The sequence below is a fragment of the Natrinema sp. HArc-T2 genome (assembly GCF_041821085.1).
GTDB lineage: Archaea > Halobacteriota > Halobacteria > Halobacteriales > Natrialbaceae > Natrinema.
Window position 1 is genome coordinate 207665 of the sequence record NZ_JBGUAZ010000002.1, and the last position, 24942, is coordinate 232606.

Annotated in this window: 27 protein-coding genes and 2 tRNA genes; 18 read left to right on the top strand and 11 right to left on the bottom strand. The window is 61.4% G+C overall.

Annotation, left to right across the window (positions count from 1 at the left end; all coding sequences use genetic code 11):
* Window position 1: 1 nt before the first annotated feature.
* From rpoB to ACERI1_RS05485, 3 genes are read right to left on the bottom strand one after another with little or no spacing between them, the layout of a single operon-like run.
* A complete protein-coding gene (gene rpoB, locus ACERI1_RS05475; RefSeq protein ID WP_373617065.1) occupies window positions 2–1831 on the bottom strand; it encodes a DNA-directed RNA polymerase subunit B in 1830 nt (609 codons plus the stop codon).
* A gap of 3 nt (window positions 1832–1834) precedes the next feature.
* Window positions 1835–3415 carry a DNA-directed RNA polymerase subunit B'' gene (locus ACERI1_RS05480; RefSeq protein WP_092933228.1) on the bottom strand — a complete coding sequence of 527 codons (1581 nt, stop codon included), beginning with the start codon at window positions 3413–3415 and terminating at the stop codon, window positions 1835–1837.
* Window positions 3416–3643: a DNA-directed RNA polymerase subunit H gene (locus ACERI1_RS05485; protein WP_373617066.1), complete on the bottom strand. Its 228-nt coding sequence runs from the start codon at window positions 3641–3643 to the stop codon at window positions 3416–3418.
* A gap of 315 nt (window positions 3644–3958) precedes the next feature.
* Here ACERI1_RS05485 and ACERI1_RS05490 point away from each other — a divergent pair.
* The 4 genes from ACERI1_RS05490 to ACERI1_RS05505 all read left to right on the top strand — a co-directional run bounded on the left by ACERI1_RS05490 (window position 3959) and on the right by ACERI1_RS05505 (window position 7278).
* A tRNA-Asp gene (locus tag ACERI1_RS05490) sits at window positions 3959–4031 on the top strand.
* A 314-nt stretch (window positions 4032–4345) separates the two neighbouring features.
* Window positions 4346–4418 (top strand) — tRNA-Asp (locus ACERI1_RS05495).
* A 210-nt stretch (window positions 4419–4628) separates the two neighbouring features.
* Complete coding sequence (locus ACERI1_RS05500) at window positions 4629–5042, top strand: group I intron-associated PD-(D/E)XK endonuclease (RefSeq protein WP_373617067.1); 414 nt, start codon at window positions 4629–4631, stop codon at window positions 5040–5042.
* Window positions 5043–5157: 115 nt separating this feature from the next.
* Entirely contained in the window at window positions 5158–7278 is a 2121-nt protein-coding gene (locus ACERI1_RS05505; RefSeq protein ID WP_373617068.1) for a bacterio-opsin activator domain-containing protein, read from the top strand.
* 715 nt (window positions 7279–7993) lie between these two features.
* Here the strand turns inward: ACERI1_RS05505 and ACERI1_RS05510 are convergent.
* The 4 genes from ACERI1_RS05510 to ACERI1_RS05525 form a co-directional block, all read right to left on the bottom strand.
* On the bottom strand, window positions 7994–8764 hold the full coding sequence (locus ACERI1_RS05510; RefSeq protein ID WP_373617069.1) for a protein-L-isoaspartate O-methyltransferase: 771 nt from the start codon (window positions 8762–8764) through the stop codon (window positions 7994–7996).
* A gap of 138 nt (window positions 8765–8902) precedes the next feature.
* The gene (locus ACERI1_RS05515; RefSeq protein ID WP_373617070.1) at window positions 8903–9556 is read right to left on the bottom strand and encodes an HVO_0476 family zinc finger protein; all 654 of its coding nucleotides are present in this window, start codon (window positions 9554–9556) and stop codon (window positions 8903–8905) included.
* 60 nt (window positions 9557–9616) lie between these two features.
* Entirely contained in the window at window positions 9617–9841 is a 225-nt protein-coding gene (locus ACERI1_RS05520; RefSeq protein ID WP_373617071.1) for a hypothetical protein, read from the bottom strand.
* Window positions 9831–10787, bottom strand: coding sequence for an aminopeptidase (locus ACERI1_RS05525; RefSeq protein ID WP_373617073.1), 957 nt, complete (start codon window positions 10785–10787; stop codon window positions 9831–9833). Before ACERI1_RS05525 ends, ACERI1_RS05520 begins: the two co-directional genes overlap by 11 nt.
* Before the next feature lie 214 nt (window positions 10788–11001).
* On the opposite strand from ACERI1_RS05525, the gene ACERI1_RS05530 reads away from it, so the two are divergent.
* On the top strand, window positions 11002–12015 hold the full coding sequence (locus ACERI1_RS05530; RefSeq protein WP_373617074.1) for a type II glyceraldehyde-3-phosphate dehydrogenase: 1014 nt from the start codon (window positions 11002–11004) through the stop codon (window positions 12013–12015).
* A gap of 80 nt (window positions 12016–12095) precedes the next feature.
* Window positions 12096–12497, top strand: coding sequence for an Hsp20/alpha crystallin family protein (locus tag ACERI1_RS05535; RefSeq protein ID WP_373617075.1), 402 nt, complete (start codon window positions 12096–12098; stop codon window positions 12495–12497).
* Between the two features lie 99 nt (window positions 12498–12596).
* On the opposite strand, the gene ACERI1_RS05540 is transcribed toward ACERI1_RS05535, so the two are convergent.
* Window positions 12597–13496 carry a hypothetical protein gene (locus tag ACERI1_RS05540; RefSeq protein WP_373617076.1) on the bottom strand — a complete coding sequence of 300 codons (900 nt, stop codon included), beginning with the start codon at window positions 13494–13496 and terminating at the stop codon, window positions 12597–12599.
* A gap of 158 nt (window positions 13497–13654) precedes the next feature.
* Between ACERI1_RS05540 and ACERI1_RS05545 the strand changes: the two genes are divergently transcribed.
* Window positions 13655–14434 carry an SDR family oxidoreductase gene (locus ACERI1_RS05545; protein ID WP_373617077.1) on the top strand — a complete coding sequence of 260 codons (780 nt, stop codon included), beginning with the start codon at window positions 13655–13657 and terminating at the stop codon, window positions 14432–14434.
* Window positions 14435–14438: 4 nt separating this feature from the next.
* On the opposite strand, the gene ACERI1_RS05550 is transcribed toward ACERI1_RS05545, so the two are convergent.
* The 3 genes from ACERI1_RS05550 to ACERI1_RS05560 all read right to left on the bottom strand — a co-directional run bounded on the left by ACERI1_RS05550 (window position 14439) and on the right by ACERI1_RS05560 (window position 16719).
* Window positions 14439–15305, bottom strand: coding sequence for a RimK family alpha-L-glutamate ligase (locus ACERI1_RS05550; protein WP_373617078.1), 867 nt, complete (start codon window positions 15303–15305; stop codon window positions 14439–14441).
* A gap of 340 nt (window positions 15306–15645) precedes the next feature.
* Window positions 15646–16176, bottom strand: a complete 531-nt coding sequence (locus ACERI1_RS05555) for a 50S ribosomal protein L16 (RefSeq protein WP_373617079.1) — start codon at window positions 16174–16176, stop codon at window positions 15646–15648.
* Window positions 16177–16473: 297 nt separating this feature from the next.
* Entirely contained in the window at window positions 16474–16719 is a 246-nt protein-coding gene (locus ACERI1_RS05560; RefSeq protein WP_373617490.1) for a helix-turn-helix domain-containing protein, read from the bottom strand.
* 233 nt (window positions 16720–16952) lie between these two features.
* On the opposite strand from ACERI1_RS05560, the gene ACERI1_RS05565 reads away from it, so the two are divergent.
* From ACERI1_RS05565 to ACERI1_RS05615, 11 genes are all read left to right on the top strand, one after another.
* A complete protein-coding gene (locus ACERI1_RS05565; protein ID WP_373617080.1) occupies window positions 16953–18128 on the top strand; it encodes a CBS domain-containing protein in 1176 nt (391 codons plus the stop codon).
* 185 nt (window positions 18129–18313) lie between these two features.
* Window positions 18314–19333, top strand: coding sequence for an ATP-binding cassette domain-containing protein (locus ACERI1_RS05570; RefSeq protein ID WP_373617081.1), 1020 nt, complete (start codon window positions 18314–18316; stop codon window positions 19331–19333).
* 142 nt (window positions 19334–19475) lie between these two features.
* Window positions 19476–20243, top strand: a complete 768-nt coding sequence (locus tag ACERI1_RS05575; protein ID WP_373617082.1) for an ABC transporter permease — start codon at window positions 19476–19478, stop codon at window positions 20241–20243.
* Between the two features lie 119 nt (window positions 20244–20362).
* The gene (locus ACERI1_RS05580) at window positions 20363–20539 is read left to right on the top strand and encodes a hypothetical protein (RefSeq protein WP_373617083.1); all 177 of its coding nucleotides are present in this window, start codon (window positions 20363–20365) and stop codon (window positions 20537–20539) included.
* Window positions 20540–20674: 135 nt separating this feature from the next.
* The gene (locus ACERI1_RS05585; RefSeq protein WP_373617084.1) at window positions 20675–21376 is read left to right on the top strand and encodes a carbonic anhydrase; all 702 of its coding nucleotides are present in this window, start codon (window positions 20675–20677) and stop codon (window positions 21374–21376) included.
* A 90-nt stretch (window positions 21377–21466) separates the two neighbouring features.
* On the top strand, window positions 21467–21685 hold the full coding sequence (locus ACERI1_RS05590) for a hypothetical protein (protein ID WP_373617085.1): 219 nt from the start codon (window positions 21467–21469) through the stop codon (window positions 21683–21685).
* A 286-nt stretch (window positions 21686–21971) separates the two neighbouring features.
* Window positions 21972–22166 (top strand): cold-shock protein, encoded by a 195-nt coding sequence (locus ACERI1_RS05595; RefSeq protein WP_005554588.1) that lies wholly within the window; start codon window positions 21972–21974, stop codon window positions 22164–22166.
* Between the two features lie 145 nt (window positions 22167–22311).
* Window positions 22312–22437, top strand: coding sequence for a hypothetical protein (locus ACERI1_RS05600; protein ID WP_373617086.1), 126 nt, complete (start codon window positions 22312–22314; stop codon window positions 22435–22437).
* Window positions 22438–22492: 55 nt separating this feature from the next.
* Window positions 22493–22858, top strand: a complete 366-nt coding sequence (locus ACERI1_RS05605; protein WP_373617087.1) for a cupin domain-containing protein — start codon at window positions 22493–22495, stop codon at window positions 22856–22858.
* Window positions 22859–22953: 95 nt separating this feature from the next.
* Window positions 22954–24072, top strand: a complete 1119-nt coding sequence (locus ACERI1_RS05610; RefSeq protein ID WP_373617088.1) for a FecCD family ABC transporter permease — start codon at window positions 22954–22956, stop codon at window positions 24070–24072.
* Window positions 24072–24935 carry an ABC transporter ATP-binding protein gene (locus tag ACERI1_RS05615; protein WP_373617089.1) on the top strand — a complete coding sequence of 288 codons (864 nt, stop codon included), beginning with the start codon at window positions 24072–24074 and terminating at the stop codon, window positions 24933–24935. The genes ACERI1_RS05610 and ACERI1_RS05615 overlap by 1 nt, the downstream gene beginning before the upstream one ends.
* Window positions 24936–24942: the final 7 nt, after the last annotated feature.

Consider the following 24942-nt stretch of genomic DNA (forward strand, 5'->3'; position numbering starts at 1 on the left):
TTTAGACGGCGTCCTCCAGTTCGAGTCGCGGTGCGATACCCAGCGCCTTCATCTCGTCTAAGAGGAGCTTGAACGCGTAGCTCATCTCGATCTCGTGGATATCGGTCTCCTCGTCGCAGTTCGGACAGTAGACACGCCGTTGTTCGACGTTTTCGACCGCGCTCATGCCACAGTTCGCACAGATGTGGATGAACTCGCGGTCGGACTCGTCGAGCAGTCGTTCTTTCAGCGTCATGGCGGCTCCGTGGCCGATGAACACGTCGCGTTCCATCTCCCCGATACGGAGGCCACCCTCGCGGGCACGACCCTCCGTGGGCTGGCGGGTCAGCACCTGCACCGGCCCGCGCGAGCGGGCGTGCAGCTTGTTCGAGACCATGTGGTAGAGCTTCTGGTAGAAAATGACGCCGACGAAGATCTCGGCCTCGATCTTCTCGCCAGTGACGCCGGAGTACATGGTCTCCTTGCCGGCAGAATCGAAGCCAGCGTCCTCGAGTCCGCCACGAAGCTCGTCTTTGTCCTCGCCGAGGAACGGCGTCCCGTCGACACGCCGGCCCTCCATTGCGCCGAGTTTGCCGCCGATCATCTCGAGAATGTGACCGACAGTCATCCGCGATGGTAGCGCGTGGGGGTTGACGACGAGGTCAGGCACCACGCCCTCCTCGGTGAACGGCATGTCCTCCTGTGGTGCGAGGTGGCCGACGACCCCCTTCTGGCCGTGTCGCGACGCGAACTTGTCCCCGAGTTCGGGGATCCGCTCGTCACGCACGGAAACCTTCGAGAGCTTCGAGCCGTCCTCGCCCTCCATGAGCGTGACGGTGTCGACGATGCCCGATTCGCCGGAGCGCATCGTGACGGAAGTCTCACGCCGTTTCTGAGGCGAGAGCCCGCCCATATCGTCGGGTTCCTCGAGGAATCGCGGCGGCGAGGTCTTCCCGAGCAGCACGGAGTTCTCGTCGACTTTCGTCTCGGGGTTGACGAGGCCGTCGTCGTCGAGGTGGTTGTAGGCTTCCTCGCCGCGGGCACCGCGGACGTCTTGGCTCGGAATCTCGAATCGGTCTTCCTGTCCACCAGGATAGCGCCGTTCCTCCCCCTCGTAGGTCCGGAAGAAGTGCGAGCGCGCGAGTGCGCGTTCAACACTGGCTTTGTTCATTACCAGCGCGTCCTCGATGTTGAACCCTTCGTAGCTCATCACGGCGACGACGAAGTTCTGTGCGGCCGGCCGTTCGTCGTAGCCGATCTGTTCGGTGGTCTGGGTCTTGACCATCGAGAGCTGCGGGTAGTGCAGCAGGTGCTGGCGCGTATCCGGTCGAATTCGGTAGTTCGCGCTCGGCAGTCCGAGCGACTGCTTGATCATCCCTGCCCCCATCGTAATACGCGGCGAGGCGTTGTGCTCGGGATAGGGGATCATCCCCGCACCGATCGAGAAGATCAGCGACGGGTCGATCTCGAGGTGGGTGTGTTTCTCGGTGAGGTCGTCCTCGTCGACGGCGACCAAGATGTCCTCTTCTTCCTCGGCGTCGATGAACTCGATGTAGCCGTGATCGACGAGATCCTCGAACTCGAGGTCACCGTCTTTGAGCGCCTCGATCTCCTGTTCGGAGATGCGGGGTTCACCGTCCTCGACGACCAACAGCGGTCGTCGTGCGCGACCGGCGTCGGCGTTGACGATCACTTCGCGGGTGCGATCTTTGACCGAGACGTTGACCATCTCGGACACGTCGCCGATGCGTCGCGCTTCGCGGATCTGTTCTGCGAGTTCGTGTGGATCGGGGTGGGTCCCCACCAGCGACCCGTTGACGTAGACTTTCGCCTCTCGTTGTTGGCTGCTCATGATTTAATCGTCCCCAGCTGCGGTCGTCCGTTCGATACCCTCGAGGCCGGGAATGCCCTCGACCCCCATCGATGCCAGCTCCCGCTTGAGCTCCTGTTCGTCCTCGACGTTCTGAGAGAGCTCCATGGACTGTGCGAAGTTCTTCACCAGCCCACAGTTCGGTCCCTCCGGCGTCTCGGAGGGACCAATGCGACCCCACTGGGTCGCGTGCAGGTCCCGTGCTTCGAAGTGGGGCTGGGAGCGCGACAGCGGGCTGCGCAGTCGGCGCAGGTGGCTGAGCACACCCATGAAGTCCGTTCGGTCCACGAGCTGCGAGACGCCCGAGCGACCGCCGACCCAGTTACCCGTCGCGATCGGGTGCTCGAGTCGCTCGGTCAGCACGTCCGATCGGACGACCGTGTTCACCGAGAGCTGTCGGTTACGCATGTTTGCGCGCTCGAGCTGGTATTTGACGTCCCGTGCCAGCTTGTTCAGCGCGGTTCGGAACAGGTCTTTCATGAGGTCGCCGGAGACCTTCAGACGCTTGTTCGCGTAGTGGTCCTTGTCGTCGGATTCGCGCCGCCCGAGTGCGAGTTCGAAACAGGCTTCGGCCATCCGACAGAGGTAGTGAGCCTTGTTGATCCGGACGTCTTCTTCCTCGACACCGTCCTCGTGGAGGTGCGGCAGGAGATACCGGTCGATGACGTAGTTCGCCCGCTTGAGCTGGTAGTTTTTGCCCTGCCCGGAGGCGACGCGTTTGCCCAGTGCCTCGATGGCCTCTTCCTCGGTCTGGACCTCCGCTTCCTCCAAGTTCTCGAGCATGTACTTGACGACCTCGGGGTCGTTCGAGACCTTGTGGACGATCTCCTCGTCCGATTCCAGCCCGAGGGCGCGCACGAGCGTGACGAAGTTGATCGAGCCCGAGACCGAAGGGAACGAGACCTCGAGCAAGCCGTCACGCGTCCGCTCACAGAGCACGAGCGCGCGGTAGCCACGGCGCTGTGAGAACGTCTTGGCGACCTGGATCTCGTCGCCGTACTTGGTGTCGTACTCGGCGAGGATCTTGTTGGGTGCGAGGTCCTCGCTGGTCATCAGTACCCGCTCGGAGCCGTTGACGATGAAGTAGCCGCCGGGGTCGGCGGGGTCCTCGCCGATCTCGATGAGTTCCTCGTCGGAGAAGCCGGCGATGTTACACTTCTCGGAGCCGACCATGATCGGCATCCGGCCGATCTTCGTCTCCGTCGAGTCGACGACCCGCTGGTCGCCCTCCTCGCCTTTGACGATGGACATCTCCATGAAGACCGGCGCGGAGTAGGTGATGTTTCGAAGGCGGGCCTCCTGTGGATAGAGCAGTTCCTCGGAGCCGTCGGCCTCGCGAACGCGCGGCGTGACGACGCGGACGTCGCCCAGTTCGACGTGGACCGGCTCCTCGCCTTCCTTGTCACCGATGTCCGTGTCGATCGTCGCCTTCTCGTCGACGACCTCCTGCATGCCCCGGTTGAGGAAGGCGTTAAACGAGCGATAGTGGTGTTCGGCGATCCGTTCCTTCGAGAAGTATTCGCGCGAGATCTCTCGACGTTCGTCGCGATCTAGTTCCATTGCCATTTATTCTACCACAAGTCGGTATACCACTGCCTGATCGGTTGTTCGTGAATCCCGAACGATCTTGATCACGTTGCCGACCTCGGCCTCGTCCGGAAGGGCAGGGTCGTTACGCTTGATCTTCGGTAAGTCTGTACGGTCGATGTTGTATTCGGAGAGCACCTCCTCGAGTGTGTCCTCCTCGAGGACGGTGTGCTCCGGAACCAGTTCGTGTTGGCTTACGTCTACCATGTGTGGGTGTGCGTGTCGGCTATCGGGAGAGAAGCGGCTGTCACGAGATACTACAGGCAAGTAGCGTCGGGAGGCATTTAACCGTTACTAAGTCGACCCACAAGCAAAGCTACCCGGCCGGGCGAGCCAGACCGGAACCGTCGATCACGTTCGAACGTAGCCGGTTCTCGGTTATATTCCTTGTGGGTCATGTGTGCTGATAACACAGTTGCAGTGAGAGGGAGCTCGAGACGGCGATCATGGCCCGGCTGGCCGTACCACACGGCGTTCGATTGAAAAGCCTTAATACTATCACCGGGAAAGAAAGCATTGCAAGCCCGGGTGGTGTAGTGGCCTATCATACAACCCTGTCACGGTTGTGACGCGGGTTCAAATCCCGCCTCGGGCGCTTCTTCGACTTCTAACTCCAGAGCACTTGGTTTCGTTCTCTCGTAATTAGCCGGGCTCGAATACTATTCGAATCGATAGTCGTTCGAGGGCCGCATGAAGTGAGCTCGTTTTCGAGCATGAGTCACGACCTATCACGTTTGTATCCGCTCACAAACAATTTCTAGTAGTCATTTTGACACAGGTATTCTCAGCATAGTTGAACAATGGTCGGCGATCGAACCCAAGGCTGGACGTGAATTTATGTTAACAGAGCAGAATAACGAGTCGAGAACACAACCCTTAATACTATCACCGGGAAAGAAAGCATTGCAAGCCCGGGTGGTGTAGTGGCCTATCATACAACCCTGTCACGGTTGTGACGCGGGTTCAAATCCCGCCTCGGGCGCTTCTTCGACTTCTAACTCCAGAGCACTTGATTTCGTTCCCTCGTAATCAGCTAGGCTCGAATACTATTCGAATTGGCAACTGATCGAGGTGCTGCACCTAGTGTGTTTCTCAATGGTTCAAAACTCGCCGGAGGCGCGTTCTATTGAGAAATCTTTGATACCGTGACACCCACCGATTGTTTTTATTCAAACAGGTGGACAAATACACTATGTGCAACTCGAAAGCGGTGGGAGATGAAACGGAAGCGAGAGCTATCTCTAAACTCATTAGCTGTGGCTACAGTGTCTCAATTCCGTTCGGAGACAACGATAAGTACGATCTCGTCGTCGACACGGGAGCCGACCTCTATCATATCCAGTGTAAGACTGGCTGGTCGAACAAAGCAGACACGTTTCGATTCAATACCCATTCGCAAACGACGAAAGATGGCGTTTACCATGAAGATACATATCAGGGTGCTATCGACGCCTTTCTCGTCTATTATCCCGAAAACGATCAGTTTTATTGGATCGACGCGGCTGACGCAACTGAACAGAAAATGGAACTCCGGTTCGAGTCCGAAATCGACCATCCATCGATCAGCTGGGCAGCAGCGTACCGGTTTGATGGCACGATCTCGTAATCTCATACAGCCGCCCAGCGGCACTAGACAGTTTGAATACCGGATTTCTAAATGCTAATTGTTTAGTTGCCGCTCAGGAATCCATCAGTACTCGAGAAGGTGGGTCACTAGATAAATGACGAAGCCGATTACCGTACTTGTCGTCGACAATGAACCCGGCTTTGCGGCGCTGGCCGGAGAGATGCTCGAGCGCGAGCGCGACTCGATCGTCGCACTCGAGGCGACGGATGGCACGGAGGCGCTATCGATGCTCGAGGGCCGCGGAGTCGACTGTATCGTCAGCGATTACGAACTGCCAGCGATGACCGGGCTCGAGTTGGTAGCGCGTGTTCGCGAGGACGATTCCGAACTCCCCTTTATTCTCTTTACGGGCCGAAGCTCAGCAGAGATCGCGAGCGAGGCGATCGCAGCGGGGGTGACCCAATATCTCCAGAAGGATTCCGGTCGGGAGCAGTACGCGCTGTTGGCAAACCAGATCTCCAACGCCGTTTCCCAGTATCGGACGGAAACGGAGCTTCGCGAAAGCGAGCGCCGCTACGAGCGAACACTGACGGCGTTGCACGAGACGACACGAGAGTTGATGCGCGCCGAAACCAAAGCCGAGATCTACCGGGTCGCGATCGAAACGGCTGGCGAGATCCTCGATGTGGCAGTCGCTGCGGCCTACACGTTCGAGCCGACGGCGGGGGCACTCGAACGCGTGGCATCGACGCGCCACTCGCCCGAGCTGGGTGAGCCAGCGTCGACGTTCGAGCGGGGGAAGGGACTGGTCTGGGAGGCGTTTTCGGAGGGCGAAAGCACCTACTACGAGGACGTGACGCGCGAGAACGTCGGCTCCGCGGGAACGGTAAGCCGGTGTGAGCTGATCGTCCCGCTTGGAACCCACGGCGTGGTGGTCGCAGGCTGTGAGGACGTCGACGGGTTCGACGAGACGATGACTGAACTGCTGTACATTCTGGCGGCCAACACCGAGGCTGCACTGGATCGGGCCGAGCGAGAGCAGTTACTGCGCGATCACGACCGGACGCTCACCCAGCAAAACGAGGAACTGACGCGACTCAATCACACGAACGAGATCGTCCGCGAGATCAACCACGGCGTCGCACAGGCGTCGACACGCGCGGAGATCGAGGGGACGGTGTGTGACCGCCTCGCCGAGACGGACCGGTATCGGTTCGCCTGGATCGCCGCGAGCGACGACGATCCGCCCGTCCCGTCGGCCTGGGCGGGGATCGACGCGGCCTACGTGGACCGGCTTCGCGACGACGGCGAGTGCGCGCCCGAGACCGAACTCGTCCGGGACGTCCTCGAGTCGGGTACCGTCCAGACGATGCGTGACGTCCTCGAAGACGACCGGTGGGCGATGCGGCGCAAGGAGGCGCTGACGTATGGCTTTCAGACGGTACTGGGTGTCCCACTCGTTGCAGACGATCGACGGTATGGCGTCTTGATGGTCCACGTTGCGGGCGCTGATGCGGTCGGTGAGCGCGAGCGTGAGGTGCTCGTCGAGCTCGGCGAGACGATCGGCCATGCGATCCAGTCGGTCGAGCGAACGCGGGCGATGGTAACTGACAGCCGTCTCGAGCTCGAGCTCGCCGTCGAGGGCTCACGACTGTTGCTCAATCGGCTCTCGACGCACGTCTCCGGAGCGGAACCGATCACACTCGAAGGCGTCATCGATCGCGGCGAGAACGGGATCGTCCTGTTCATCACTGCGCCAGCGACGGCGGAACTCGCGTCGCTGGAAACAGCGTGGGCGTCGATCGAAACGCTCTCGATCGTCTCGGAGAGTGACGACGAGACGCTGTTCGAGGTGACGATGGCTTCGACGCCGTTTCTCGACCTGTTGCGCAGCTACGACGTAGTGATCCGGATGGCAACGGCAGAAGACGGCACGTCGACGGTCGTTCTCGAGGTCCCCCAGCGAGTCGAGACGCGATCGCTAGTCGAGGCGATCCGCGAGGAATACCCCGAGACGGAACTGGTGGCCAAACGGGAGACGACGACCATGCAGTCGGCACGACGACTTGACACACACCTCGCGGAACGGCTCACCGACAAGCAGTTCGAAGCGCTGCAGGCGGCCCATTACAGCGGCTTCTTCGAGTGGCCCCGGGAGAGTACCGGCGAGGATCTCGCCGCGGCGCTTGACGTCTCGCCGCCGACGTACCACTATCACCTGCGCGCAGCCGAACGGAAGCTCGTCACGATGGTGTTCGACGGCGACTCTAATTGATTAGTGGCGTTTTCGAGAATATCCCAATAATTAGGAAGTAGTCTTAATCACTACCGGTTCCTATCCATAGATGGCGATCTGAGATAAACTGTCGCCACCCCCCAATCCCCCCATCCCCCTTTCGTCGAACGGAAGTCCGTCAGCGACGGGGTTGACCGTTCAGGCCGGCACTTGGAACTCTCGCGGAGCGATACAACCAGGTCTCGATCGACCGGTCTACGAATCGCAGCAGTGTTCATCAGAGAGGCGAGATTGAAACGGTGCCAGTGTCAACAATAGCGGACGGCATCGATAGACGGACCGGCTTGGTTGTGATACGAAGTGCAGTAGCTATCGTAGCCACTGACCGTCACTGCACACCTGACCGAACAAGGGGAGCGCGGGTCGGAGCGACGACGTGAGCGAGACCCGCGGACGGTGCGATCGGTGTGTCACTCGGTTCAGTTGTGACTATAATTGATTAGTGGCTAGTCTGGAAAGACAGTACATAATTAGAAAGTATAGTTAACCCATCCCGGTTCGTATCCATATCCGGCGATCAGAGACAGACTGTCGCTATCCCCTTTTCCACCCTCTTTTGACTCGCATCCGAGGTTCCATCGCTGTTCAGATCGGCCCGTCTGCCATGGTGGACGAGACGAATTGTCACTCGAACTCGATGAAAACGGCGCGTGAGGAAGGTGACCCGCCACCCTGATCAGGCACCAGACACCTGCTATCGGGGTCGGCGTCGCCGTGACTGCGGCCTGAGCGTCTCGTCCCACTCGATCCAGTCCTGCTCCCAGCCGCGACGTGATTCGGCGCGTCGCTGCGCTCGTTCACGGTCTTCGCGGGCCATCCGGTTTCGCTCGACGGCCCCCGACTGCTCACCCTCGACGAGCAGCGGATCGAAAATAATAGGGTCGAGTTGCTCGAGGTCACCATCGGTCGAGACGACCGTAAGTCGCTGTCGCTGGGTCCCACGCGGGAAGACCAGTCGTCCGCCGTCGGCAAGCTGTTCGAGGAGTGCGCGAGGAGGGTCGACGACAGCCGCCTCGAGGAGAATCCGATCGAACGGCGCGTACTCGGGGAGCCCGTTCGCGCCGTCGCGACAGTCGACAAGGACGCCGTCGTAACCGGCTTCCGAAAGGTTTCGGCGCGCTTCGACGACCAGTGGGCGCGAGATGTCGACGGCGTGAACGTTGGTCTCGCCGACGATTTCGGCTGCGACAGCGGCCGTATAGCCGACGCCGACGCCGACGATCAGCACCGACTCGTCGTCCTCGAGTGCCAGCGCCTGAAGCAATCGAGCAGCCGTGCTGGGGGCGAGAATGCGGGTCCCAAGCGCGTCGTGCTCGCGGTCCGCGTAGGCCGTCCGTTCGTCATCGAGAAACGCGTGGCGAGGCACGTCACGCATCGCGACGGCGACGGTGTCGTCCGTGAGGACGTTCTTGGGCGCGGCCTCGAGGCCGTCGACCATGTCCTCCCGCAGTACCGCGAGGTCCATATACCAGCTATCGTACCGTCGATAATCAATGGCGCGCTTGCGGGAGCGAGAGCCGTTCGGATCTGGACCGAGCCGACGGACCGCCGGAAAAACGGAGTGACGAGAGACGGAGTCAGGACGGGCAGAGTGCTGGCTGCCTTACCAGGCCGACCAGGCGCTGCTCTGCTCGTCGTAGGCGTAGACGCGTTTGATGTCCTTCGCGAAGGCAGTATCGCCCGGCTCCTCGAAGCGGTCGCGCCGGTAGCCCGACGCGTCGTCACGGACGACGAAGGCGTCGATCTCGAACTCGTCGTCGCCGAAGCTCTCGACGTCGCCGACCTCGAACTCGTAATCACCAGGGACGTGGACCGTGATACTGTGGCTGTCGTCGCGCGAGCCGTCCTGTGGGTGGACGGTGACGTTGACCGCCACGTTGTCGACCTCGCGCGTCCAGACGGTCTCGATCTCGTCGGCGGGTGACTCCTCGACGCGCTTCTGGCCGTCGAGTTCGACACTCGTGACCCGAACCGTCGAGAGCACTTCCTCGGTCTCGAGAATGAACTCGTCGCCGACTTCGACGGTCTCGTCTTCGGGGGCGGTGACGTTCGCCGTGAACGACTCGCCACCCTGGGAGACGACCACGTCGAGGGTGACCTCGCGTTCGGTGTCGGGCTGGATCTTGTGGACGTGACTACACTCGCTACAGCGAACGGTCAGGGTACCGCCGCCCGTCGTGAGTACCTCGTGGACCGTCTCGAGGTCCGGCGAGCAGGAAGGACAGGGGGTCGGAACCCGATCCGGTATATCGCTCATAGCCCGTCTTAGAGGCTACGCACCTAAAAGGCGATTGAAGCCGTCGTCGTCGCCGTGTCACTAGTTGTCCTGAATTGTGTCGATGACCATCGCAGCGGCCACGACGGGCTCTTTCGGGATGGGATGGCGTTTCCGATGGTGATCTCGTAGCGGTCCCGCACCGAGAGGGGCTTCCTCAATGGTCCCGACGTGAGCCCGTTGCCTGCGATCAGTCAGTTTCGGCGAACCCGCGAACGGATCGCGGTTCGCCGGGAACTCGTGACAGCAAACCGTCTCAGGCGTCATCCGCGACCGGCAGGTCGACGGGCTCGCCGTCGGCGAGGACGGTCGGCTCGCGAATGATGCCATCGAGGTGGATCGGCGCGTCCGTCTCGCCACCGATGCCTGCGTCGTCGCCGATCGCGATATGGATCGTGCCGCCAGCTTTCTCGTCTAGGAGGACCGAGCCGACCAGCTCCGTGACGGCGACGTTGGTCCCGATGCCCAGTTCCGCGAGGTTGTAGGCGGCGTCGCCGACCTCGTCTGCCGCGTTCGCGACCGTCTCGCGGATCTCGTCGTCCGAGATGTGGGTGACGAGGCCGTCCTCGACCTCGAAGGTGAGCCGGTGGCCCGCCTCGAGCAACCCGTGTGGTCGCATCGTTCCGTCGACAACGAACGTCCCGTCCGCCGTTTCGGGGCTGATGAACACCTCGCCGGCTGGCAGGTTCGACATCGTGCCGGGGTCGTGGACGATGCCGGTGTCGGCGAGCCACTCGCGGTCGCCGACGCCGAACGTAATGTCGGTGCCGGCGTCGGTCGTGACCCTGATTTCCTCGGCCTCGGCGACCTGCTCGCGGACCGCCTCGCAGTGAGTCGCGATCGACTCGTAGTCGGCGTCGAGCCCGGTCGTGAAGACATCCTCGGTGATGCCAGGGAGCGTCGCGACGCGTGCGCCGGCCTCGTTGGCGTCGGTCCGGGCGCGGGTGTGGCTCAAGCTCTTTGTCGTCGGCGCGAGCACGACGTCAGCGCCGGCCATGGCCGCCGCCACCGGTTCGGGCGGTTCGCTGCCGTGGGTCTCGCCCGGCGGATAGCGGACGATCACGGCGTCGTCGGTGATCTCGCGTGCGACCTCGTAGAGTGCCTCCCCGATCGGAACCCGTTCGTCGTCGGTGACGATCGCACACGACTCACCCGCCTCGAGACCCAGACACTGGCGGACGGCGGTCTCCGCCGCGGTTCGAAGTGCTGTCATACGGGAGTGTGTGGCGAGCGGGCCGATAGGTCTTGCCCTCATGCGGTCTGCTGTCCCGATGTCCCGGGAGGGCCACAGAGCGCTCGCGGCGTCTCGAGCAGTGTGAACAGCTACCGAGATCGGCCTCGAGAGCGATCGAGAACTCCGATTCGAGTAAGAATCGACCGCGAGTCCTCGAAACGATTATCCCGTTCGGTGGTCCACTCCCGGGTATATGCTACAGGTCGCGATCAACGGCTACGGTACGATCGGCAAACGCGTCGCGGACGCCGTCCGCGAGCAACCCGACATGGAGGTACTCGGCGTCGCGAAGACGCGTCCGAACTTCGAGGCCGAGACAGCGATCGACAAGGGATTCGCGCTCTACGCGGCCGTCGAGGAGCGCGAACACCTGTTCGACGAAGCCGGCCTCGAGATCGCAGGCTCGGTCGACGAACTCGTCGACGAAGCCGACGTCGTCGTCGACGCCACACCGTCTGGGATCGGCGCTCAGAACAAGGGGCTGTACGAGGAGTACGACACGCCGGCACTCTACCAGGGCGGCGAGGACGCGGATCTCGTCGACGTGAGTTTCAACGCGCGCTCGAACTTCGCCGAGGCCGCCGACGCCGATCACGTCCGCGTCGTCTCCTGTAACACGACCGGCCTCTCGCGGGTCATCGCGCCGCTGCGGGAAGCCTACGGCGTCGAGAAGGTCCGCGCGACGCTGGTCCGGCGTGGCGGCGATCCCGGCCAGACCGACCGCGGCCCGATCAACGACATCCTGCCAAACCCGGTCACGATCCCCTCCCACCACGGCCCCGACGTCGAGACCATCTTCGACGACCTCGACATCGACACGCTCGGGATGAAAGTGCCCGCGACGCTGATGCACATGCACAGCTTGAACGTCACACTCAAGGAGGAGGTCGACGCCGCCGAGGTCCGCGAACTGTTCGCCGACGAGTCGCGACTGTTCCTCATCCCCGAGCGGATGGACATCGACGGCAGCGGGAAACTCAAAGAGTACGCCCTCGACGCGGGCCGGCCCCGTGGCGACCTCTGGGAGAACTGTATCTGGGAGGAATCGATCTCGACGGTCGGCACGGACCTCTATCTCTTCCAGGGCATCCACCAGGAAAGCGACGTCGTCCCCGAGAACATCGACGCCATCCGTGCGGTCGCCGGCAGCGCCGACGCCGAAGAGAGCATCGAGACGACGAACGAGTCGCTCGGCATCGGACTATAGACGCCGATCGCTCTCGAATCGACGAACTGAGTTATAGTAGCGACAGAAAGTTTTTGCCATCCGATACCCTAGGCACCCCCATGCGCCGAGACGACCGCGACGAACCCTTCGACGACCTGTTTCGCGAGATCGAGCGAATGATGAACGAAATGATGAACAGCGCAAACGCCAACATGAACGTCGACTCCTCGAGTAACGTCGACAACGGCTTCGGGATGGACACCCACGTCGACATCCACGAGACCGACGAGGAGATCCGCGTCGTCGCCGACCTCCCCGGCGTCGAGAAGGACAACATCGACCTCGAGTGTGACGGCAAGACCCTGACCATCTCCGCTGAAAGCGAGCACCGCCAGTACGACGAACGCGTCTCCCTGCCGACTCGCGTCAACGAACACACCGCCGCCGCGACTTACAACAACGGCGTCCTCGAGGTCGTCTTCGATCGCGCGGAGAACTCCTCGGATATCAGCCTCGAGTAATCGGGCCGTCGCGGTCGAGAACGGTTTTTGCGTTGTAACACGGGACTCGAAAACAGCGCCGTCGGATCGACGGAAGCGGCTATCGCTGTGAGAATCGGATCACGCCACGAATTTTGCACTCGCCCAGCCGAAGGTCATACCGACCAGTGCAGCGCCGCCGAGCAACAGCACGGCGTTTGCCACCCCGTTTGCCACGAGTATCGGTATTCGTCCGATGGCAACTGTCGCCAGCGTCATCCCGATGAGACCGACGATTCCCCCAACTGCCGCAACGGTCGGTGGATCGACCGACGCCGCCGAGTCGGCCCCTGCCGTCTCCGTCGAGGTCGGCGATGATACTGAATCCGCGTCTGCTGGGGCTGAACGTCCGTCCGACGTCGTAGACTCCGCGTTCGCGGAGTCGGCCTCCGTCTCGTTCCCCGAGACCGATGTCTCGGCGTCGTCTGCAGTCGAATCGGCGGGCGACTCGGGGTTGGGGTCGGAGCCTGTCGGCACGTCGTCGCCGTCCGTTTCGTCGCCCGTATCGGGAGCTGGCTCGACCTCGAGTGTCGGTTCCGTCAGTTCCGAGACTGCGACGTCCGTCACAGTTGCAGGCCGGTCCGCCAGCCACTCCCGTCCCTCCTCGACGTCGTCGGTGATCAGGCGATCGATGTCGTCTTCGACCTGCTCCATGACGCTGTCGACGGCCATCTTTGCGATGACCGACTCGGGATAGACGATCACGAGAGCGTCGAGACCTGCGTCGTCCGCCTGACTTGCCCACTCAGTGATCGACCACAGTTTGTCCTCGTCGTTGATTGGTCCCTGATCGCGCGCATCGGCGTACATTTTGTTGGCACCGGTCGCCTCGAGCAACTCGATACAGAGACGCATGTGTGCCCGGAAGCTCTCGCTGGTCGCGAATCCATGCCATCTGAGCAAGACAGCATCGAGTTCGTCGTCCCATCCGACAGTTCCGACATCCGTTCGACGATAAATATTCTCTTGAACGAGAGTCATAACAGCTGATAAATATCCATCGCAAATATATCTATTCAAAGTAACCGAAAGTAACAATAGAAAACTAGCAGACTGCAAGCGGACAGATTATGTAGATATTTATATATTAATTATATAACAACGGAAGATTGATAGTAAAGGTATTTGAGATAGTGAATATGGAGACTGTACTCGAAGGCGAGACCGCGGTGGTCACGGGCGCTGCAAGTGGGATCGGTCGCGCAATCGCAACGACGTTTGCAACAGCAGGAGCGGATGTCGTCGTTGCAGACCTCCGCGAAGAGCCACGCCAAGGCGGCGTCCCGACCCACGAACGGATCAACGAGGAGACCGACGCCAACGCAGTCTACGTCGAATGCGATGTCACCGACCAAGCCGCGCTCGAGGCGGCGATCGACGCCGCAGACGAGTTCGGGGGCCTCAGCGTGATGGTGAACAACGCGGGCGTGTTCGGCCCGATGGGGTCGATCACGGAGATTTCCGTCGAAGACTACCGCGACCTGATGGCGATCAACCTCGATAGCGTCTTCGTCGGCTCGAAACTCGCCGCCGAGTCACTCATTGAGCAGGGAGAAGGCGGTGCGATCGTGAACATCTCGAGTCTCGCCGGGATTCAGGGATACGGCGAAATCGCCCCCTACTGTACGGCGAAAGCCGGAGTTCGGAACCTCACCTACTCGCTAGCAGAAGACCTCGGTCCACACGGTATTCGGGTCAACGCAATCCACCCCGGCGAGGTCGAGACGGCGCTGACGACCGAAGACTTCCCGATCGTCGGCACCGAGCAAGAGGAAATGCTCAAACAGATGATCCCCCTGCAAAAGCTCGCACAGCCGGCGGACGTCGCCAACGCGGCACTGTTCCTCGCAAGCGATCTGGCTGGCCACATCACCGCCGAATCGCTGCTCGTCGACGGTGGTACGCGAAACACCAGCTAATCTCTCACTCGCATCGAGCGCGTATCGCTGTCGCCAACCGGTCGTAGAAGTCGGGTTCGTACTTGGTTGCTGTGTCGATCGTCGGTCTGGCGTTCGTCTCGTTGACCACCAGTCGATCGTCCGTCTCGAGCAGATCCACGCCCAGAAACGGGATCTCGAGCTCGGTGGCGACCGATTCGGCGAGCGCACGCCAGGACTCGGGAAGATCGACATCCGTGGCCTCTGCGCCGCGGTGGACGTTGTGTTTCCACTGGCCCTCACTGACCGCGCCGTCGGGCAACCGGCGTTCGACAGCGCCGACGTACTCGCCCTCGAGAACCATCACGCGGTAGTCGGTCGCCGCGGGCAGATACTCCTGGACCAGAAACGATCGGTCGCCGGTCGCCCGGTAGTCATGAACCAGCGAGAGGTAGTCACAGATCCCGAGGAAAGAATCGAGATCGTGGGCCTTCGCGACGCCGACGCCACGGGTCGTTGAGTTCGGCTTGACCACCACCGGCGGCTCGAAGCGCTCGAAGACCTCGATCAGGTCGGCCTCCGAGACGTCGTTCGAGACGTAGACGGAGTCGGGAACCGGGAGCTCGGCTCGATCGAGCCGCGCGAGTACCTCGGCTTTGTTCCGCGAGGTCAACACGGTCTCGTGATCGTTGAGCCACGGGATCTCGAGCAGCGCGTCAGCAACCCCGCCTTCCATGAGCCGACCGGGGTAAACGAAGCCGACGTCGTAGTCGTCGGGCTCCCATGGCGGGTCGCCGAGTGCGATCGTACGCTCGCGTACGGGCACGTGATGAACCTGTATATTACGCTCGGCAAGCGGCTCTTGCATCCGCTGGAACGTCGCTTGGTCGTTGGCGACCGCGAGATCGATCATACGCGGTAGTCGGGAGTAGATCGGCAAAAAGGTGCTCGAGACGGGAATTCCAACGAGCGTCAGTGGCCGGGAGCGGGCTCCGAGTATCGAGAGGAGTCCGCGACTCGGGGGAGGGCAGGCACTTACAGCGTCACGACCGCGAGCGACCGGAGGGAGCGAGCGGGCCGACGACTGATGTGAACGAGCGACTATCGGGAGCGAGTGAACGGAGGGAGGAGTGCTTTTAATCGAATCTGAGCGGGATCAAAGATCCCGCGAGGTCCAAAAGAGCGCGAGCGCTCTTTTGAAGATTTTGCTCTGCGGGCGCGGCGTCGCCGCGCCCGCAGAGCAAAACTTCGTTCTACGCAATCAACTGCTCTTCGCCCTTCTCGACGACGACACGGCACGGCGGCGAGATCTTGTTGTAGGCACGGCGGAGCGCGTCCTTGGCGAAGTCGGCATCGTCGACGTCACACCAGATCGTGAAGATGCGCTCGCCGGCGTCAATACGCGCGGCGGTGCCGACGATCTTCCCGAAGGCCTGGCGCATCCCGTCGGAAACACGGTCTGCACCCGCACCGGTTGCCTGCTTGTTCTCCCGAATGACGTGGTGGGGGAACTTCCGCAGGATCATCTTGTACTTGTTCTCGCCGGCGTTTTTCAGCATGTGGCGGTTGGCCGACAGACGCGACGCCTCGAGCGATCCGTGGCGGATCTGGACCTCTTCTTCGGTGATGAGGCTGATTTGGACGGGGTAGTCTTCGGGGTCTGCCGAGGTGTCGCCCATCTTGTGCTGTGCGATCTTCGAGCCCGGGATACCAGTGATGTATTCGCGGCGCGTGTAGGCCGGCTTACTGATCTCCCGGTACATGGAGGCAGGCTTGTCTGACATGGTTGTGGTTACTTGTGAGAACGGAAGCCCACCGCGCGGATAAAGGCTTCGAAGCGCCGCGTCGACCGTTCCGGGGACTGTCCGCGCGTGCGGTCCGCTGTCACGTCCTGAATGCCAGCGACCGCCCTGCGGGCCCACCGGTCACTCGGTACAGCAGACCGGATGACAGTCAGTGTATACACCTGATCACACTCGAGACGCTGCTACCAGCGGTGACAGCCGTTGCGACGCGCTCGAGTCTGTACTGACTGGTAGCCGAAATCCTGCTAACTGCACCGATTTACACACCGAGTTCAACTAGTTGGTCCGGCGGGTCGCGTCGATCGCGACGTAGGTGGCGTCAGTCTGTTCGACGAGCCCCTGACTCGCAAGCGAGTTGAGGACGCTCAGGATCGCCAGTTTCGGGAGCTCCAGCGACTGATGGAGATCGGTCGCGGTCGCGCCCTCGGCTGCCTCGAGGTAGAAGTAGACGAGTTTCGCCTGCGCGGAGTCGAGTTCGGACGGAAGGCCAGCCGGGTGAGCGGTGTCGTGGGTCAGTTCCATCATCGTACCAACACAAACCACGAACTGGTGTATAAATCTATGGGGTAGAAAGTATATAGTGGCTAGTCCATATTATGGTGGTTATATTTGTCAAAGGTGAGTGGTCACAAGTGTCATGATCAGTACCACAACGCGTAGCGGTTCGATCTAGCTCGAGCGAGCCCTGCTCGCACGAGCACCTGAATGCGCTGTTCGACGGCGTGTTTAAGGGTTCGCCGCCGCAAAGAGACTGTATGAGAAGCTTCCAGATCGGGACCTTATTTGGTATTCCGATCAAGCTAGATCTGACGTTCCTGCTGGTGCTCCCGCTGTTTGCGTATCTCATCGGGTCACAGATCGAGGAAGTCGCGGGACTGCTCAACGACGGGCTCACAGCGGGAATCGATATCGGGGCGATTAGCGCCGGCCTGATGCCGTGGGCCCTCGGGTTGGCTGCAGCGATCGGCCTGTTCATCGGCGTCGTCCTCCACGAGCTCGGACACTCGTTGACCGCTCGACGGTTCGGGTTTCCGATCGACTCGATCACGCTCTGGCTGTTTGGGGGCATCGCCGCCTTCTCGGAGATGCCCGAGAACTGGCGACAGGAACTCACCATCGCCGTCGCCGGGCCGATCGTCAGTGTCCTGCTCGGCATCGGCTCCTACATGCTCTTTTCGGTGATCCCCGCGAGCATCAGCGGTGCGCGATTCGTCTTTGGATATCTGGCTATCCTCAACGTCGCACTCGCAATCTTCAACATGCTGCCCGCATTCCCGATGGACGGCGGGCGGGTCCTCCGGGCGCTGCTGGCTCGAAATCAACCATACGCGCGGGCGACACAGCAAGCCGCCAGCATCGGCAAACTGTTCGCCGTCGTCATGGGGCTGTTCGGCCTCTTCTCGCTCAACATCATCCTCATCGGCGTCGCCTTCTTCGTGTTCATCGCCGCCTCGAGCGAGGCCCAGCAGGTGACGATGAAAGCTGCCTTTCAGGATATTACCGTCAGCGACATCATGACGCCGGTGAGTGATCTCCACACCGTCGACCCCGAGACGACGATCACGGAGTTGATCCAGCGGATGTTTACCGAGCGTCATACGGGATATCCAGTCGTCGAGAACGACGCGGTCGACGGCGAGCGCCTCGTCGGCCTCGTGACGCTGAGCGACGCCCGTGCAGTCGAGCCGGTCGAGCGCGATGCATACACCGTCGATGACGTGATGACGACGGACCTGGAGACGATCACGCCAGATTCGGACGCGATGACGGCAATCGAGCGGATGCAGAAACACGATATCGGTCGCCTGCTCGTCGTCGAAGACGACGATCTCGTTGGGTTGATCTCGCGAACCGACGTGATGACCGCCCTCAATATCGTCCAACAAAGCGGTGCGGCTGCCTTCTCCGGTCGACCGCGAACGGCGGGCTGAGACGGGCTACTGGAACCATTCTTGTATCGATCGCACGCGAGTTGCGTTCGACAGGCGACGTGGCAGGACACGATCACATAAATACGCACTGGTGACGGCTATCACGAGGGCCGGGAACACACCTGTTGCAGCGGAGGATGCTGCGAACAAACGGTTTAACCGTAGCCGGGGCTGACCCTGTATCGATGCCACCGGCCATCGAGACTGTCGATCTCGTCAAAGAATATGGTGAGCTACGCGCCCTCCAGGAACTGTCGCTGACCGTCGAGGAAGGCGAGTTCTTCGGCCTGCTCGGCCCCAACGGCGCGGGGAAAACGACCTTTATCAACACGCTAGTCGGGTTGGTTCGCAAAACCGGCGGCGAAGCGCGGGTCTTCGGCTACGACGTCGAGGACGACTACCAGCAGGCCCGGGATGCGATCGGGGTGGCCCCCCAGGAGTTCAACGTCGATCGCTTCTTCCCCATCAAGGAAGTGCTGATGCACAAGGCCGGCTACCACGGGATTCCCGAAGACGAGGCCGCCGACCGGGCCGACGAGGTGCTCAAACGCGTCGGGATCTACGACAAGCGCAACGAACGCTTCGACTGGCTCTCCGGCGGGATGAAACGCCGCCTGTTGCTCGCTCGAGCCCTCGTTACCGACCCCGACCTCCTGATCTTGGACGAACCGACTGCCGGCGTCGACGTCCAGTTGCGCCACGACCTCTGGGAACTCGTGACCGAACTCAACGAGGAGGGGACGACGATCCTCTTGACTACCCACTACATCGAGGAGGCCGAACGCCTCTGTGACCGCGTCGCGATTATGAACGAGGGGCGGAAAGTGACCGTCGCGACCCCGGACGAACTGAAAGGGCGCGGGACGGACACGGTCACCGTCGGCCTCGAGTCCACACCACAGACAGCACCCGAACTCGGGCCCTACGCACACGAGACGACGGTATCCGGGGATCGACTCGAGGTCCGCGTCGACGATGGCGGCTCGCTTGCCCCGCGATTGCTCAACGACCTCGAGGCACGAGGCTACGAGATCGCCGACCTCGAGATCACTCGGACCTCGCTCGAGGAGATCTTCGTCGACCTGACCGAGCGCGAGGACCGCTCCGTGACCCGTTCGACAGCCGAGAGCGCAAGCGGCGATGACGAACCCGAAACGAGCGAGACGGACACCCCGCCGAAGCGAGAACAGGAGGGGGTCGCCTGATGCTCTCGGTCGGCTTTCGTGCGCTGTTCCGGCACGAGATGCTCGAACGACCTCGAGAACGCCTCGTTCTCGATCCGTCACGGCCACTGGAACGGGTACATCCGGAAGCAGAACACTCGAGATTTCTTCACAGTGATCAAGCATGAGCGTTGCCAGTAGACAGCTAAAGTCGCTAATCCGACGCGAAGTACTTCGATTCGTTAGACGTCCGTACAACACGTTCCTCCCCCCACTGATAACAAACGTTCTCTATTTCTCCGTCTTTGGGGTGATCCTCGGAAGTAGAATCGGGACGATCAGTGATGTAACCTATATCCAGTTCGTTTTGCCCGGTCTGGTCGTACTGGGTGCCATATCGAATGCCTTCGAGAACGCGTCGTTCAGTATTTTCCACGGGAGGTGGAACGAGTACATCCACGAAGTCATAACATCACCGCTGTCGCACAGTTACACGGTTGCTGGATACGTGCTAGCGAGCGCACTTCGCGGCTTCATCATTGGTGGTCTGATAATCGGTGTTGGCTTTCTCTTTACGTCAATTCCGTTCGCTCACCCGCTCTACCTGATTAGCTTCGGTGTCGTAACTACGACACTCTTTGCCGGGCTTGGAGTTATCGGTGGACTGTTCGCAGAAGACTTTGACCACCTGACGGTCATGAACCAATTCCTTCTCCGACCACTGGTGTTCTTTGGAGGCGTTTTCTATTCATTAGACCAACTCAACGGGCTGGCCTACACCGCCTCACTGCTCAACCCGATGGTCTATATGGTCAATGGAGTCCGCTACGGAATGCTGGGGATGAGTGAGATAAACCCGAATACGTCTCTCGTCGTGCTTACAGCTGCGACCATCGTCGTTCTTTTCATCAATCTGTTACTATTCAAGCGAGGGGTTGGAATTACTGATTAGCAGAATCGTCTACTCTGCGAGCGTGATGCCCGCTGGTCTTCCTCGACGCGGTGTTTTACTCCCTCAAGACACTGCCGAGGAGTTGGCAGCAGGTCTCGTTGCTGAACCCGATGGTGTTGATGGTCGACAGCGTCCGATACGGCTTCCTCGGCTACTCGGATCTGGTGCAGGTCGCACCGGCCAGTTACGAGGGGATCGTCCCGCTGGTGTCGCTCGCTGCACTGACCGTGCTGACCGCGGTCGTCGTGGGAATCGACGTGTACCTGTTCAAGACCGGCTGCAGGCTGACGGACTGATAGTCTCGGGCACGGGCCCATGAGGGCCGGTCGCGTTACGAGTGCGATCGGTGTCTGCGGCGTGTCGGTCGATATCTGAAGACAGAATCGGAATGGAACGTAACCGTTTTGACTGCCATTGTGCCTGTGTCTCATATGGGCACAGATCAAGACGTCCTCGAGGAGTTGCTCGCCGGGAACCAGCGCCACGTTGCCGGCCTCGCCGACGACCACTTCGCCGACGTACAGGACGGCCAACAGCCTGACGTCGTCTCGATTTGCTGTTCGGACTCACGTGTGCCACAGGTCGACATGTGGGACGCCGACGAGCCCGGCACGGTCTTTACACCCAGTAACATCGGCAATCAGGTCTGGGACGAGGTCGACGGCGACCTGATTGTCAACGGCGGACTGCTGTACCCGATCGCACATGCCGACACCGAGGTCGCAGCTATCGTCGGCCACACCGGCTGCGGTGCCGTCACTGCCGCCTACAACGTGGCGACCGGTGGCGACATGCCCGGCCCGCAGGGCGTCGACAAGTGGGTCGACCTGCTCGTCCCGGTCGTCGAGGAGGCCATCGAAAGCGGTCAGGTCGACACCGACGCGGACGACGAGACGGTCATCAATCAGCTCGTTGAGTACAACGTCGACACGCAGGTCCAGTTCTTACGCGAGGCCGCGGACGTCCCCGACGACGTCGCCGTCTACGGCTTCGTCTACGACTTCCAGGGAATCTACGGCGACGACGGCGGTCGCACGTATCTCGTCAACTACGACGGCGAGACGGAGCCGGACACGATCGCCGAACAGATCCCCGACGAGTACGCCGACGCAGTTCGTCGGCTACTCGCATAGACAGCATAGCAAGTGGGGACGCCACACGCCGGCGTCTCCTCCGGACCGAGCGTCGGTACCGTTTTGCTGATCGCGTCGAAACGACATCACATGCGACAGTATCTCGAGTCAGATCTCGGCTTCTACTACGCCGTCGGGGCCTTCGTCATCGCAGTATTTGTACTCGGGATGGCAGCGGTTGCCATCATCGATCCCGACGGCGTCGGCACCGTCGAACTCGTCGGGCTCGCGGGCGGCTTCTTCGTGTTTATGCTGGTGTACTTCATCTCAGTCTCGGTCCAGCGACTCGAGGACGGCGAGAACGTCTGAGACGGACTCCTGTCAGTCAGTGCCGGTGAGACCGCGACCCGCACCGCGGGTGCACCGATACATCGGTACAGCAGACCTATGAGATGACCTGCGGTCGCAGTCCACCGGCGCACCCACACGGCGCTCGCGAACACTCCGGCACTACCTGACGGGAACCGTATGACAACAGCCCGTATGGAAAGTCGGAAATCGGCAAAAATCGACAGAGAGCGCCTGTAGCGACCGATTTATTAGTCTGATACGAGTCGGTGGGTTTATCCGTCCCCGAGCGTTCTATTTAGAAGCAATGGCGAAAGGAACCGTTGATTTCTTCAACGACACTGGCGGCTACGGATTCATCGAGACTGAGGACGCGGACGACGACGTTTTCTTCCACATGGAAGACATCGGCGGCCCGGACCTGGAAGAAGGACAGGAGCTCGAGTTCGACATCGAGCAGGCCCCTAAGGGCCCGCGCGCGACGAACGTCGAGCGCCTGTAAGGCGGAATTCGTACGGTATCGACTCTTGACTGCAGTATTTTACACCCCTGAGCGACAGCCCCGTCATCGATGACGACACACCACGAGAGCTTCTAGCGGTTAGTGTATCGACACGATACTAGATACGTCCAGCAACAGATCGTCTATGACGATTCTGACGACGCTGGGAGCCACCGAGTTCGCCATCCTGCTGTTCAACCTCGTCCTCGTCTGTGGAACCATCGGCGGGCAGTGGTATCTCCTCGCGAGGCTTCGACGGCTGATGTCGTAAAACGCGGCCAGCGACCGACCCGGACGATTTTGTGGCTCCGGTACCGACTCGGAGTATGACCGATCCAGTCCTGCGACGGAGCGACGAGATCGAATACGAACCGGTCGACGCCGCCGACGGTCTCGAGAAGGGCGTCCTGCTCAACGACGACCACGGCGCGCCGAACTTCGCGATCCGGCGGTTCGTCCTCGAAGCCGGCGGCGAAGTGCCGAAACACACCAACGAGGTCGAACACGAACAGTACGTCCTCGAGGGTGCGTATACGGTGGGCATCGGCGACAAAACCCACGAGGTCGAGGCCGGTGACTCGTTGCTCATTCCCGCGGGCACGGTCCACTGGTATCGCAACGACGGCGACGAGCCGGGAGCGTTCATCTGTGCGGTGCCCCACGGCGACGACCAGATCGAGTTGCTCGAGTAACCTGTCGTTCGGACGGCCACTCGCATCCTGCCGATCGCTGCCAACACGTCTGACAATCGCAACGACTAAACGTCTTTTAGGCACACCTAAAGACAATGGCAGAAGCGCAGTCGACCGACGGGAGAGTGTCCGTCCGGGAACGGGAGGGACGAGGCGGCTGGGTGACGTGGCGGCTCGTCCTCTTTTGTCTCGCGGGCATGGCCGTTACCGTCGTCGCCGGACTCGTCCAGGTGAGCTTCGGGGAGTATTCGATGACGATCAGCGAAGCTTGGCATGCAGTGTTCAACCCCAACGTGCTGTTCAACCTCTACGCCTGGTCGGCGTTCTTGTTCGGGACTGAACTCCCGGAGATGAGTACCGCGAGCATCGTCGTCTGGAACCTTCGGCTGCCGCGGGTGTTCGTCGGTATCATCGCCGGTGCGACGCTTGCGGTCTCGGGAGCGATCTTCCAGGCAGTGACACGAAACGAACTGGCGAGCCCGTTCGTGCTCGGCGTTAGCTCCGGCGCGGGGTTCGCCGTCCTGGCGACGCTGGTCGTCTTCAGCGGCCTCTCGCCGTTCCTGCCGCTGATCGCCGCGCTGGGTGGGACGGTCGCGTTCGTGGTCGTCTATACGATCGCCTGGAAGGGTGGGACGAGCCCCGTCCGGCTCGTGCTCGCGGGCGTGATCGTCAACATGGTCTTCCAGTCGCTCCAGCAGGGGCTGTTCTTCTTCGCGGACGATCTGGGCGTCGTCCAGACGGCGGTCGCCTGGCTCACCGGTTCGCTGACGGGCACCGGCTGGGACGAAGTCCGGATCGCGATCGTCCCGGCGATCATTTCGATCGCAATCGCCGTCGCCGGCGCACGGCAGTTGAACGTGCTCTTGCTGGGCGAACGCACCGCGCAGTCGCTCGGCATGCGCGTCGAGCGCGTCCGGTTTTTCCTCTCGGCGGTCGCAATCTTGGCCGCCAGCGTCGCCATCGCCGTCGCGGGCATCGTCAGCTTCTTCGGCCTCGTCGTCCCGCACATCGTTCGGAACACGGTCGGCGGCGACTACCGGCGGCTGATGGTCGGCTGTCTCTTCGCTGGCCCCGCACTGTTGGTCACCGCCGATGTCGGCGCACGGCTCGCGCTGAGCGGTACCCAGTTGCCCGTCGGCGTCGTAACCGGCCTGCTCGGCGGCCCGTACTTCCTCTATCTGATGCGCAAACAGCAGTCAATGGGTGAGTTATAATGGCACGCACACAGCAGGACACGACCCGAGAACAGGACCGGATCACCGACGGCGACGGCGTCGCCGTCGAGAGCGCACTGATCGGCGACGACCTCGAGCTCACGTATCCGACGATCGACGAGACGATCGTCGACTGTGCACGCATCGACATCCCCGAAGGAGCAGTGACCGCGCTTGTCGGGCCGAACGGCAGCGGAAAGAGTACGCTCCTGAAGGCGCTCTCGAACCATCTCGAGCCAGTCACCGGCAACATCGAAATTCACGGTGATCCCCTCGAGTCGTTCAGTCAGAAGGAACTGGCACGCGAGCTGGGCGTGCTCTCGCAGGAAAACGACTCGCTGGGCTCGATCACCGTCGAGGATCTCGTCTATCACGGTCGCTATCCGCATCGCAGCTTCTTCGAGAGCGTCTCAGACGAGGACCACGACGCGGTCGAGCGCGCGATCGAACTGGCGGGGATCGACGACCTCCGTGAAACCGAACTCGGCCAGTTGAGCGGCGGCCAGAAGCAACTGGCCTGGATCGCGATGGTGCTGGCACAGGACACGGACGTGCTGTTGCTCGACGAACCGACGACCTACCTCGACGTCCATCACCAGTTCCGCGTCCTCGAGACGATCCGCCAGTTGAACGAACAGAAAGGCGTCACCGTCGCCGTGATCCTCCACGACATCTCGCAGGCGGCGCGCTTCGCCGACTATCTGATCGCGATGTGCGACGGCGAACTCTACGATTGGGGGCCGCCCGAGGAGGTCGTGACCGAACAGCTCCTTGCCGACGTCTTCGGCATCGAAGCGACCGTCAGGTACGAACCGGAACTCCAGGTTCTTCCGAAGCGGTCGCTGCCGAATAGCCGGTCGTAGCGGCACC